This is a genomic window from Providencia sp. wls1914, from assembly GCF_009706645.1.
GTDB lineage: Bacteria > Pseudomonadota > Gammaproteobacteria > Enterobacterales > Enterobacteriaceae > Providencia > Providencia zhijiangensis.
The window spans coordinates 490,853-504,475 of sequence record NZ_WLUN01000016.1 but is presented as its reverse complement, the minus strand read 5'-3'; the positions used below and the strand labels follow the sequence as shown (position 1 = coordinate 504,475).

6 protein-coding genes and 4 pseudogenes are annotated in these 13,623 nt (G+C 41.9%); 6 read left to right on the top strand and 4 right to left on the bottom strand.

The annotated features are described in order from the left end of the window. Nucleotides 1-2 precede the first annotated feature (2 nt). Both GKR74_RS12965 and GKR74_RS18210 read left to right on the top strand, forming a co-directional pair. Nucleotides 3-2,516 (top strand): fimbria/pilus outer membrane usher protein, encoded by a 2,514-nt coding sequence (locus GKR74_RS12965; protein ID WP_154603896.1) that lies wholly within the window; start codon nt 3-5, stop codon nt 2,514-2,516. A gap of 8 nt (nt 2,517-2,524) precedes the next feature. Next, a pseudogene (locus tag GKR74_RS18210) lies at nt 2,525-3,583 on the top strand (fimbrial protein). A 35-nt stretch (nt 3,584-3,618) separates the two neighbouring features. Here the strand turns inward: GKR74_RS18210 and pyk are convergent. Both pyk and GKR74_RS12950 read right to left on the bottom strand, forming a co-directional pair. Next, nucleotides 3,619-5,064 (bottom strand): annotated as a pseudogene (gene pyk / locus GKR74_RS12955) (pyruvate kinase). 163 nt (nt 5,065-5,227) lie between these two features. Further along, a pseudogene (locus GKR74_RS12950) lies at nt 5,228-6,109 on the bottom strand (MurR/RpiR family transcriptional regulator). Nucleotides 6,110-6,569: 460 nt separating this feature from the next. Between GKR74_RS12950 and zwf the strand changes: the two are divergent. After that, nucleotides 6,570-8,045, top strand: coding sequence for a glucose-6-phosphate dehydrogenase (gene zwf, locus GKR74_RS12945; RefSeq protein ID WP_154603893.1), 1,476 nt, complete (start codon nt 6,570-6,572; stop codon nt 8,043-8,045). Between the two features lie 61 nt (nt 8,046-8,106). On the opposite strand, the gene GKR74_RS12940 is transcribed toward zwf, so the two are convergent. Together GKR74_RS12940 and pdxK are read right to left on the bottom strand one after the other, a co-directional pair. Further along, complete coding sequence (locus GKR74_RS12940) at nt 8,107-8,370, bottom strand: hypothetical protein (protein ID WP_154603892.1); 264 nt, start codon at nt 8,368-8,370, stop codon at nt 8,107-8,109. Nucleotides 8,371-8,492: 122 nt separating this feature from the next. After that, entirely contained in the window at nt 8,493-9,341 is an 849-nt protein-coding gene (gene pdxK / locus GKR74_RS12935; RefSeq protein WP_154603891.1) for a pyridoxine/pyridoxal/pyridoxamine kinase, read from the bottom strand. Between the two features lie 655 nt (nt 9,342-9,996). Between pdxK and mdtJ the strand changes: the two genes are divergently transcribed. From mdtJ to GKR74_RS12920, 3 genes and pseudogenes are all read left to right on the top strand, one after another. Next, nucleotides 9,997-10,425 (top strand): multidrug/spermidine efflux SMR transporter subunit MdtJ, encoded by a 429-nt coding sequence (mdtJ, locus tag GKR74_RS12930; RefSeq protein ID WP_154603890.1) that lies wholly within the window; start codon nt 9,997-9,999, stop codon nt 10,423-10,425. A gap of 1 nt (nt 10,426) precedes the next feature. Beyond that, nucleotides 10,427-10,759 carry a multidrug/spermidine efflux SMR transporter subunit MdtI gene (mdtI, locus tag GKR74_RS12925; RefSeq protein WP_154603889.1) on the top strand — a complete coding sequence of 111 codons (333 nt, stop codon included), beginning with the start codon at nt 10,427-10,429 and terminating at the stop codon, nt 10,757-10,759. 542 nt (nt 10,760-11,301) lie between these two features. Next, nucleotides 11,302-13,569 (top strand): annotated as a pseudogene (locus tag GKR74_RS12920) (autotransporter domain-containing protein). Nucleotides 13,570-13,623 lie beyond the last annotated feature (54 nt).

Genomic DNA, 13,623 nt, shown 5'->3' with positions numbered 1-13,623 from the left:
GTATGGAAACACACCATTTAATCAAAAACTGGTTGTACAGTAAGAAAATCATTTTTATTAAGATTACATTTCTTTCATCAATTGGGTTTCCGTCAATCCTCTGCGCAAGTGAAATATTTGACATCAATGCAGTTAATACAGGGATTGGAAATCAGTTATCTGACCCTTCATTATTAAATTACCTATCTAAAATGGAAGGGCAACTTCCTGGTCGTTATCAGGTCAATATTTATGTTAATGGAAGTAAAGTTGCGGATGAGTTAATTGAGTTTATTTATGATGATGAAGAAAAAAAACTAAAACCCAAGATAAATAAAGATCAGTTAATAAGATGGGGTGTTAAACCTTCAATGTTATTACAAGAAAACAAAATTTCCTCAGCCGATGAAATTTTAGATATTAAACACTCAATTGATGGTAGTGACATTCACCATGATTTTTTTTCAAGCCGATTGGATATTAGTATTCCTCAAATTGCAATGGAAATGACGAGCCGAGGCTATATTGATGCTGCCGAATGGGACGATGGGATCAACGGGATGTTTATTAACTATTCAGCGCGGTTTAACCGAGCTTGGGGAAGCTCGAACAATCAACAAAATATTTATGTAGGTTTACGAAATGGAATCAATTGGGGAGCTTGGCGGCTGCGTAATCACAGTTATTACAATGACACGAATGAAAAGATTATTTTGCATAGTTTGCAAACCTTCTTAGAGCGGGATATTCGTGATTTTAAAAGTCATTTAATTATTGGAGAAACAGCGTCTGATAACGGGATCATGGATGTTTTTCAATATCGTGGTATCAAGCTAATGTCGGAAGAAAGCATGTTACCGCAAAGTCTCCGTGGATTTGCTCCTGTCGTTAATGGTGTTGCAAATACTAATGCGGTGGTCACTGTTCATCAAAATGGTCAAATTATTTATCAAACGTCGGTACCTGCTGGGGAATTTATATTGAATGACCTTTATCCAACGTCGTTCAGTGGCGATTTACAGGTTATGGTCGCCGAAGCAAATGGTTCAATAAGAACATTTACCCAACCTTTTTCTAATGCTCCCATCATGCAAAGGGAAGGTTCATTAAAATACAGCATTGAACTTGGAAAATATCGAGAAGATAAAGTGACGCAAAAACCTTATTTTATTCAATTCTCTGGGATCTATGGTCTGCCAATCAATTTAGCAAATTATGGCAATGTGTCGTTATTAGGTGGTGCGCTTATCTCAGAAAATGAACAAGTTTATGTTTTAGGAACTGGAGTGAGTTTAGGTTATTTCGGGGGGATTTCACTGGATATGAAATACTCACAATCACACTGGCAGCAATATTCAAAGGTAACTGAGCAAACCTACCGTTTTCAATATACTAAAGTTATTCAAAATACAGGGACGGGACTAAATTTATCCGCTCAATACGCGTTAGAGCCCGATGAAAGTCATGCTTATTTTCAAACCATAAGCATCGAACGATTATCAAAGAAACAACGTTTACAGATTGCGTTGAGTCAAGCTTTAGGAACATGGGGCTCTTTAAACATTAATGGATATCAGCAAAAATATTGGGGACAGTCAGGGGCCGATAATAACCTTACGGTCAGTTTTGGCTCTCAGTATAAATCTATTAATTACAGTTTTTCCTATTCTCATTCTGAACAAAATAATCCCCATAGGGTGGATAAGTTGTTCTCCTTTAATTGCAGTATGCCATTTCGTTGGAAAGAAAATGCGTATTGGGCTGTTTATAGCTACAACACGAGCCGCAATGCCGGCGGAATAAGTACAGTTAGCTTGAATGGCTCAGCCTTCAATGCCAATCAATTACAATACGACATTACTCAACAATATCATCATAAAAATCGACAATTCAGCCATGGTATCCGTGGTAATTACTTAGCCTCTTACGGTGAATTTGGGGTGGGTTGGGATTATGCTCCTGAATATCAATCTGCCCATGCGGCGGCGACAGGGTCACTGTTATTTCATCAAGATGGAGTGACTGCTTCACGGGCGTTTTCTGATGCTATTGGACTGGTTAAGGCTCAAGATATTGGTCATTTGAAAGTGAATAATGTGCCTTCACTGCATACCAATGGGCAAGGGTATGCGGTGATCCCAATGTTAACGCGCTATGAGCGCAATAAAGTGAGTGTGGATACCGCTACGTTAAAGGGTAATGATGATGTGGAATTGAATTCAGCGACAGTTGTTCCCACAAGCGGTGCAATTGTTTTGGTGGATCTCAAAGCGAAGCGTGGTGGGCGAGTGGTATTAAAATTGAAGAAAAATAACCAGTTACTCATGTTTGGTACCCAAGTTAATCTTCTCGCACAGCAGCATGTCGTCTCATCGGGCATTGTCGCGAATGACGGAGAAGTTTATTTGAGTGGGGTTCCTGCGCAGAGCGTTGTTCAAGTTAAGTGGGGAGAAGCGCGTACGCAACAGTGCAAGTTGCCTCTTCAGATTGATTTGAACAATCCAAATATCCAATTTATCGAAGGGACTTGCCAATAAGGGGGCTTATGAAACAGTTTGCTATCTCCAGCGCTATCTACGCCATTATGTTGCTGTTCTCACCAAGAATTCTCGCAGACTACCGAGCTGAATTTTCATCTTACACGGTACCGATATCTCAAGCGTTGTATGTTCCTAAAAATGCGCCTGTTAACTCACACATTGCGACGATAGAACTGGGAACCTATACGCCATGGGTATGGTGGAATGAATCGGGGACAACGCGAGTGGGAATTAATTTACCCGGGATCTTTGATGATCATTATCAGATAGCAGGGGTTGGCGCTATTAAGGAAATTGGCCTATCAGGTATCGGCTTTGCACTACACGGTTCAGTTAATAGCCCCTGTTCAGCGCGGGGGTATGTGAATGGTAAAAATAATCGCGATGGAAATCCGGCGAATCGCTTGCTGTGTCCAAGCAGCGAATCAAGGGGTAATTACAGTGTTACCTTGAAAGCCGCATTCTATAAAATCCGCCCTCAAGTGAATTCTCAATTATTACAATCGACTAGCGCTGCGATGCTTATTGTGTTTAATGATAAGTTTATTACTCAGGATGCATTTGGAAATGTTGAGCCAAAAATTTGGTTGTCACCGATTAATGTGATTGCTAATGGATGTGAAGTTAAAAATCGGGTAGTCAATGTCGCCTTTGGTCAGGTGGAAAAGTCAGGCGCCAATGGGGTGGGTATGACAGTTGCGAATAGCCGTAAACGATTCAAAATTGAGCTTGAATGTGATGAATCCTCGCCAATAAAGATCCGTTTTATGGGAATGGCTGATGCTAGTGGATTAGGTGGAACGATTGCACTCAATAATCCGAATCATCAGAAAACTGCAAAAGGCTTTGGCATTCAAATTAAACACAAAGGAAAACCCATTAAACTGAATCAAATGGTGCAAGTTTCCCGCTTAAATCAAGCGCAACACTACGTTATTCCGTTAGAAGCGGCCTATATTCAAACCGCAGAGAAAACACACGGAGGAAAGGCAGATGGAACGCTGCAATTTAATCTGCAATATCATTGAGATGACAAAATAAAAGGGAGCCTAAGCTCCCTCTAAAAATTGAACGACTAAACTATTATTCAACTACCAAGCTATCATTCAACCACTAAAATACGGCAGGTATTGGTGCTGCCGATGGTGCCCATTTGGTCACCTTGAGTCACGATAACCGTATCTCCGACCATCAAGTAGCCATTGTCACGTAAACGTGCGATGGCTTCACTTGCTGCTGCAATACCATCAGTATGCGTGCTGCAAAATACAGGGGTGACACCACGATACAGAGAACATTGGTTCAATGTTTTTTCATGGCGAGACATCGCGAAAATTGGCAAGCCAGAGCTAATACGCGACATAATACGTGCGGTACGACCTGATTCAGTCATCGCAATGATCGCTTTAACACCTTTTAGGTGGTTGGCGGCATACATGGTTGACATCGCAATCGCATCTTCGGAACTTTCAAATTCAGCGTCTAAACGGTGTTTTGAAATATTCAGGCCCGGCATTTTTTCCGCACCAAAACAGACTTGCGCCATGGCAGCGACAGTTTCCGCTGGGTATTGTCCTGCTGCGGTTTCTGCGGATAGCATCACTGCATCGGTTCCGTCTAAGACAGCGTTTGCCACGTCCATCACTTCTGCACGGGTTGGCATTGGGTTGGTGATCATGGATTCCATCATTTGAGTTGCCGTGATCACCACACGGTTCAATTGACGGGAACGACGAATTAATTTCTTTTGTACCGCAACCAGTTCAGGATCACCAATTTCAACCCCTAAATCACCACGGGCAACCATCACCACATCAGAGGCAAGGATCACTTCGTCCATGATATCGTCAGTTGCGACTGCTTCAGCACGTTCAACTTTGGCGACGATTTGGCATTCGCAGCCTGCATCACGCGCTAAACGGCGAGCATAATCTAGATCTTCACCTGAACGCGGGAAAGAGACAGCCAAGAAATCCACATTGATTTTAGCGGCGGTAATAATGTCGGCTTTGTCTTTTTCTGTCAGCGCTTCTGCGGACAATCCACCACCGAGTTTATTAATGCCTTTATTGTTGGAAAGTTGTCCACCGACAGTCACTTCGGTGAAGACTTGCAAACCTTGAACTTCACGAACCTTTAACTGCACGCGACCATCATCCAGTAGGAGAATATCGCCAGGTACCACGTCAGCAGGCAGACCTTTATAGTCGATACCCACTTTATGCTGGTCGCCTTCACCTTTACCTAATGAGGCATCCAGTGTGAATTTATCACCAACATTGAGGAAAACTTTACCGTCTTTAAAAGTAGAAACACGAATTTTCGGACCTTGTAGATCCCCAAGAATAGCGACGTGACGCCCTAATCGAGCCGCAATCTCACGCACTTTATTTGCGCGAGCCATGTGGTCTTCAGGAGTTCCGTGAGAGAAGTTCAGGCGAACAACGTTAGCCCCAGCATTGATAATTTTTTCTAGATTATTATCACGATCGGTTGCTGGACCAAGGGTTGTAACAATTTTAGTTCTTCTAAGCCGTCTAGACATGTATTACTCCGTGACCTGTAATGGTACAAATATAAGTGAAACCATTTCACTCCATTTCGAAACCTATTTACTGCAAATAGGGGTGCTGACACGAGCACAGCTATTATATACAGCAAATTTCTTAAAGCCATCGGGAGAATAAAAACTCTTTGGCCCGGTAGAATTAAGAAACCGCTTTTAACATTGTCATTTCCATCTTTCAGACATTATCAAACCGCGAATCGCGTAACGCTTCTTTGACCCGTTTCAAGTTATCTCTAAATTTTTCGCCTCTACGCAAAGTAAATCCAGTGGTTAATACATCAATGACGGCAAGCTGTGCCATTCTAGAGACCATTGGCATGTACATATCGGTATCTTCAGGGACATCAATAATAATCGATAAGTTGGCTTCTTTGGCGAGAGGAGAACCTTCAGAGGTAATTGCGATGACCGTCGCATCATTCTGGCGAGCGAGTTGCGCCATATCGACTAAGGCTTTTGTGCGTCCTGTGTGAGAAATCAACACAATCACATCCCCCTCACTACTATTGATGCAGCTCATGCGCTGCATGACAATATCATCAAAGTATATGACTGGAATATTAAAACGGAAAAATTTATTCATCGCATCGTGGGCAACTGCCGCAGAAGCCCCAAAACCAAAAAAGCTGATTTTTCGCGCTTGAGTAAGTAAATCAACGGCACGATTAATGGCATGAGTATCGAGGGTGTGTTTGACATTGTCTAACCCGGCCATTGCGGATTCAAAAATCTTGTGAGTATAGGTATTGACGGTGTCTGTCTCTTCAATATGGCGATTAACGTATGGCGTGCCATTGGCGAGATTTTGCGCTAATTTTAATTTAAAGTCAGGAAACCCTTTGGTTTCCATTTTGCGGCAAAATCGGTTTACGGTAGGCTCGCTGACATCCGCCAATTGGGCCAATGCGGCGATACTTAAATGAATAGCACTTTGGGGCATGCCTAAAATGACTTCCGCCACTTTTTTTTCTGATTTACTCAAAAAATCGAGGCTAGTTTTCATTTGTTCTAAAATATTCATATAGCAAAAGTGCCTATTTCAGCAAAAGGAGAAATATTTCTGCCATCAGCGTATGGTGGCATTAACATCCGGATATGACTGAAAATATACTACGTGTTGATAGTAAGCTATCTATACACTGAGCGTAACTAATGGCTTTTTTTACGAAAATATGACCCGTATCTAATTTTCAACTTAGTAAACTCACCACATAAACCGTGATTTTCTAACAAAGCTGGAAGCATTCAGTGATAAAAAATTTTATTGATGTCTGGGTATGCTGTATTTTTCAGCATAAAAACTGTGACCAGTGTCATCAATATTTACTGAGCAGGAGCAAACGGGTACATTAGCAGGCAACCGATTGTATTTTTATTAAAAACGACATTCAGAACCTATCTCATTAGAGTGAAATACCCCCTTGTTTTCTCTGGGCTCTAATCAGATAGTTTCTAAATTCCGCAGATTGAGGAGAACCAACATGGCGGTACATAATGCTGCTCAAGCTTGTGACCTGATTATTTTCGGCACTAAAGGTGACCTAGCGCGTCGCAAGTTACTTCCATCACTGTATCAACTGGAAAAAGCAGGTTATATCCATCCAGATACTCGTATTATCGGCGTTGGTCGTGCCCAATGGGAACGGAACGATTATGTAGAATTTGTGCAAAAAGCCCTAAATGACTTTTTGAAAGAAGAGCTAGATCCTGCGCTGTGGGAGCGTTTAAGCGCCCGCTTAGATTTCTGCAATTTAGATGTCAGTGAAACCAATAACTTCGTTCGTTTAGCGGATATGCTTAAACAAGACGAACAACCTGCCATCCATTACTTCGCGATGCCACCAAGCACATTTGGTGAAATGTGTCAGGGGCTGGGTCACGCAGGGTTGAACAAGCAACCTAACCGCGTAGTGATGGAAAAACCATTAGGTACAGACTTAGCCTCATCCCAGCAGATCAACAACGAAGTGGCTAAATACTTCGATGAAAGCCAAGTTTACCGAATTGACCATTATCTGGGTAAAGAAACGGTTTTAAACTTACTGGCGCTGCGTTTTGCGAACTCCCTGTTTATCAATAACTGGGATAATCGTACGATTGACCATGTGCAGATCACTGTTGCGGAAGAAGTCGGTATTGAAGGTCGTTGGGGTTACTTTGACCAAGCTGGTCAGATGCGCGATATGGTGCAAAACCATTTGCTGCAAATCTTAACGATGATCGCTATGTCACCGCCGGCAGACTTAACCACTGACCGTATTCGTGATGAAAAAGTGAAAGTGCTACGTTCTTTACGTCGTATTGACCACACAAACGTGCGTGAGAAAGCGGTACGCGGTCAATATACTGCGGGCTTTGTTCAAGGTAAAAAAGTACCAGGCTACTTAGAAGAAGAAGGCGCGAATAAGCAGAGTCAGACCGAGTCTTTTGTAGCTTTACGTGTGGATATTGATGACTGGCGCTGGGCAGGGGTTCCATTCTACCTGCGCACTGGTAAGCGTTTACCTGCAAAATGTTCAGAAGTTGTGGTCTATTTTAAAAAGCCAGCACTGAATATTTTCTCTGAAAGCTACCAAGATTTACCACAAAACAAATTGACCATTCGTCTACAGCCAGATGAAGGGATCGATATTGAAATTATGAACAAGGCGCCAGGCTTGGATCATAAACACCGTTTACAGACCACTAAACTGGACTTGAGCTTCTCTGAAACCTTCAACCAAACGCATCTTGCGGATGCTTACGAGCGTTTATTATTAGAAGCCATGCGCGGTATTCAGGCATTATTCGTGCGCCGTGATGAAGTTGAAGAGGCTTGGAAGTGGGTCGATTCCATTATGGAGGCGTGGGCAATGGATAACGACGCGCCTAAGCCGTATCAAGCGGGAACTTGGGGGCCAATTGCTTCAGTAGCAATGATTGCTCGTGATGGTCGCTCGTGGAATGAGTTTGAGTAATATTTTATCTTTATAAAATAGAATAATGAAATGGCGGGGAAGCATAATCCCCGCCATTTTTTTAGCTAATATTGTCTTCTTTATCTTTTTTTATTCTTTCCGCGATAGAAATTTCCGCAAGCCATTGAATTTCACGTTGGCTAAATGACAAAGTTTTATTTTTTTCTGTTAATTCAAATGAAAGCGATGAATTTTTTATTTTAAGCATAGGGTAGCTATTTATTTCTTTTATGATTTTTGGATCGGTGAGTTTAATGGTTGAATGAAATACAACAGGGACATGTTTTGCAGGTTTTGATCTTGAAAAGAAAGCGCTGATTGGCATTGTAAATCCTTTAGTGATGCATTTATTGAATGCGGAGTCTGCCATGACTCATGACGCTTCTCTTTAATAATGTGATGGTTACCATGATGTAGACTCAAGGTAACCATTCAATTTGAGTTATCTTAAAGCACTAGCTCACTTCGACCTGTCGCAGCCATATGAATGATGCCTTGCTCGATACGTAAACACGCCATTTTAGCCGCATCAGGAACCGATAAGCCGGCCAATAATTGAGCGGTAAGCTCAGCGCCGAATAGGTCGCCAGTGCCTTTAGGCGTTACAGGGTAACGTTTGTGGCGAATAACGGCGACATCCTGTTTCGTTACACAGACCACTTCAATACTTTCATCATCAGGCTGGAAAGCGCTCGTAATGATGACCCACTGCGTGTGACCTTTGAGCAACGAGCGAGCTGCACGGGTGGCATCGTCTAGATTGTTGATCTCTTGTCCGCTGAGTGTGGAAAGCTCAAATTTGTTCGGGATAATTCCCGTCGCGAGTGGGATGACTTCATGACGATAAACATCGGCAATTGCTGGAGGAATATAAAAGCCACTATCTTCATCCCCCATGACTGGATCGACAATGACAGGCATTTTAGGGTGTTTCTCGCGCACAGAGGCAAGCCAATTTGCCAGGTCGTGAGCTTTATCTGGGGAACCTAAATAACCCGTTAAAATGGCTTTAACGCTGTTTAAGCTGCCGCGTTCAACGAAGCCTTGTAAATAACCGCGAAACCATTCACCGGGTAATTCTCCACCATAACAAGTGGCATAGTGGGGGGTGTTGCTTAGAATAACAGTGGGAACCGCAGCAACGCGTAATCCTTGTTTGGTCAATGCAGGCACAGCGATGCTATTACCTACACTGCCATAGACAACTTGTGATTGAATGGAGACGACATCATAAGGAAGTGGGGTGGCATCGGCGGCGTTTTGAAAGCTATTTGACGTTAGCGTAAAGGTATCCATGACTCTCTCTTATTGGTGTTCATTATTGCTATTTTCTAACGGATAACACGATAAGAAGCGTGTTGGCGTTAATTGTCAATGGTAACCGAAAAAATTCATATTGAATGGGATGGTTACAGCATAAAAAAGGGTGATAAAAATTTTTTTTGCTTAGATCCTCTAAAAATAAATGCGAGAAAAATAACGGAATTATTCGCAAAATAGACGCTGCCACTGTATTGCTTAGCATATTAATGAATATTTATGCATAAACATGAGGAATTCAAAAAGTGTTTGCATTCATTGACTTAATAATTTTGGCATGATAGAAATAGCTTGAAACTAACAATTATATGAGGGTTCGGAGTAACTTGGATGGATGTCCATCCGATGAAATGAATGAGATATCATGCTTAGCGTGACTAGCATAAAGATCAGTAAGTCCCAAAGAAGATCAACACATAAGCTTTTCCTTTCCGCTATTCTTTCCAGTGAGCATCACTGGTGTGGCGCATTATAGCGTCCTTCTAGATTATTCAATCTGCTGAATAAAATCAGCATTCTTTTGTTTTTATTTGAATTTTAAACAGCTTAAAGCTTAACCATTAAGCTCATTGCCTTTCTATCTTGTTCAAAAAACAGGCTATGGCGAAGCTGTATCTAGAGGGATACTATAATGATTTATTGGATATTTTTAGCATTAGCTATCGTGACTGAGGTCATTGGTACGTTATCAATGAAACATGCCAGCGTAAGCGGTGATTTCACGGGTATGGCCGTGATGTATGTGATGATTGCGACTTCCTATATTTTACTGGCGGTTGCGGTAAAAAAAGTGGCACTGGGTGTTGCTTACGCCATGTGGGAAGGTGTTGGTGTTCTGTTAATTACGACGTTCAGCGTATTGTGGTTTGGAGAATCGCTGTCACCAATGAAAGTCGGTGGACTAGTTTTTCTGATCACGGGTATTGCATTGATCAAATCAGGCACCAAAAAAGCGACTGTTAGACAGTCAGCTCAGAAGGTAAAACAAGCTGCCAAGAATGCGGTTGATTCCGCCAAAGCCCGAGCTTTAGTGACAAAGACCGCTAAATCGGAGGTGTAATATGGCCAGTCAATTTGAATGGTGGCATGCGGCATTTTTGATCCTCGCAGTGGTACTGGAAATTCTTGCCAACGTATTTTTAAAAATGTCGGATGGTTTTAGACGTTATTGGTTAGGAATTTTGTCTCTTGTTGCTGTATTAGGGGCATTTAGTGCACTGGCGCAGGCAGTGAAGGGAATCGAACTGTCAGTCGCTTATGCCTTATGGGGAGCGTTCGGTTTAATCGCCACAGTCGCTGCCGGCTGGATCTTGTTTAATCAACGCCTAAACTATAAAGGCTGGGGTGGGTTAGTATTCCTGCTTATTGGTATGGTGCTGATTAAAATGTCGTAACAGATAATTTGCTCAATAAAAGCATATTGTCAACGAAGTCATTAGGTTTTATTTAATTATATTCAACCTAATGACTTCACTTAATTTTCCTCTCTTGAATTTAATGTACTTAGTAAGCGTACATTTATAGAATATTACACTTCAAACAAGCGTATAACGTTCCATTATCAATTCATTATTATATTTTGATTTTTTTGGCTATATTAGTTTCGTGCCGAAAATAAAATAATTCATATATTTTACAGAATATTCTTAAAAATATATTTTATTTGAATTTAATTTATTTAATAATAAATGGAAAGCAAATTTCCATAGAAAATTATTTTATTTCAATATGATGCGCATTGATTTTCAGGGTTTAACTTCATTGGGTAAATCATTGCTTTATTTGGCTTTCAATTCTTGATTTTACTAATGTATTTAATCTTTCTTAAGTGATATTCTTTTCTCGCTTTAAAAAGGAATGGTTTCTATTGAATTTCATATTGAGAATTGATGATTAATTTAAATTCTCATAATAACAAAATTATGCGAAAAATATTATGAAGCTAAATAAATTAAGTCTGGCAGTGACTATTGGAATTTCCTTATTAACGTCTCAAGGATATTCTGCGAATAATAAGCTTGAAATTGAGAAAAAGGTTGATATCAATATTGGCCCTGGTATTGATTCTGAAGATCTTTCGATTTCAGGCGATGGAAAGGTTATTGCGGGAAATGAAAGTTCGGATAATCGTGATTCGGGTGTGTTTCGTTGGTCACAAGACAAAGGGATCATGCATTTAGGCACGCTGAAAGCAGATAACAGCGGTCGTGCGTCAACAAATGGCGTTTCAAAGGATGGCTCTACGATTATTGGTTATTCAAGTACAGATGATGGGCGCGGAAGTGCATTTATCTGGACTGAACGTGGCGGAATGGAAGGTTTAGGCAGTTTACGTACGGATGGCATTAACGGTTCGTATGCCCAAGCAGTTTCTGATGATGGGAAGGTAGTTACAGGGCAAGCGTCAGTGGACGATAACCGCTCTGTTGCGTTTATTTGGACTCGAGAGTCAGGCATGGTTGGGTTGGGAACATTAAAAAGCGATAACACAGGAACTTCCGATCCTAATGGATTATCCGCTGATGGCTCAACGGTGGTGGGGGATTCAAGCACCCACTCAGGAAATACGCATGCTTTCAGATGGCGCAAAGAAACGGGCATGACTGACTTGGGAATATTAACATCGGATAATTCGGGAATTTCATCGGCAAATGGCGTGTCTGCCAATGGTTCAGTTGTCGTAGGTTCTTCTGACACAGATGGAGGGGATAGCAATGCTTTTCGTTGGACTGAAAAAACTGGAATGGTGGGTTTAGGCACGTTACGCGCCGATAATTCAGGGCGTTCAGGGGCTGACTATGTATCCAGAGATGGCACCGTCGTTGTCGGTGGGTCTGACTCTGATTATGACAGTGATTCCACAATGGCATTCCGCTGGACTGAAAAAGACGGCATGAAAGGCTTAGGAACATTAAAGTCGGACAACTCAGGCTATTCAGAAGCGTATGATCTCTCAAGTGATGGTTCAGTGATTGTGGGGGAATCGAACACGGATTCTAATCAATATATGCAGGCATTCCGCTGGACTGAAGCAACGGGTATGGTGAATTTGGGAACACTGCAATCTGATAACCTTGGTAACGCAACGGCGTATTCGGTATCGGATGATGGTTTGGTCGTGGCTGGAACCTCAATCACAGACAGTGGTGAGAGCCATGCTGTTTTGTGGAAAATTAAGGAAGCCTCAACGAAGCCAGTTGATCCAATAAAACCGGTCGACCCAACGAAACCAGTAGACCCAACAAAACCCGTAGACCCAACCAAACCGATGATTGTGACAGTAGATGCCACCAATAGCAGCCGCGCGATGTCTCGTACAGCAAGTCGTGGGTTTGAAGTGCTAGATCTCTACCAAAATAGCTTAGAGGCACTCAGTTCAAGCCGCTGCCAGTTAGGGCAGGATGATTATTGCGTCGGGCTATTTACTCAATATGATACTGTATCAAGCAACCATCGTGTTGCTACTGGCTTGAATGGAACACTGCGTTTACCAGCAGAAAACTGGACTGTTGGTGTGGCGATGAACTTCGCCAATAACACAACACTCACTAGCAATTATGATACTCGTGGTAGCAATCATCCTGCGGTGGGCGGTTATATTCGCTATCAAGAAAACCGTAATAATGAAGGTTTCTATGCAGATTTGTCGGCATCATACCTGAGCCAAGGCTTAGTGATCACCCGTGATACCTTACAAAATACGGAAGGTGGGCAAGGCAACGCGACTATCAAAGGCTATCAAGCTCGTGTAGGTGCTGGTTACGGTATTTCCGTTGCTCCTCAAACTCAATTGCTACCAGAAGTAGCATTGACCTATAAAGATATTAATCGCAGTGGGTATACTGAAGCGAAAAATGCGGAATTTGCTGCGCAATATGGACGTATGGTCAACAAACGTATAGATATCGACCTTGGTATTCGAGTGGGTCACAATATCAATGATGTAGTCACGTTAGATGGAAAAGTGGGTAGCGCATTCAAGCTAAATAGTGATCGTGATGCATTTACAGGCTATGTACCGTACATTGGCGCTTATGCTTATGACAAAGGCTCAGAGAAAAGTGTGACTCCATATGTGGCTGCGGGTATCAATGTGAATGTCACGAAAAACTCTACATTACGCGCCGATGCTGGGTGGCAAAAAACGGATTATAACCATGATGGCGTTCAAGCAGGGCTAAGCTATTCGTACCATTGGTGATAATAGACAAAAAATAAATAGGTACAAAATAAATAAGTAAGTAAAAAAGAGGGCATT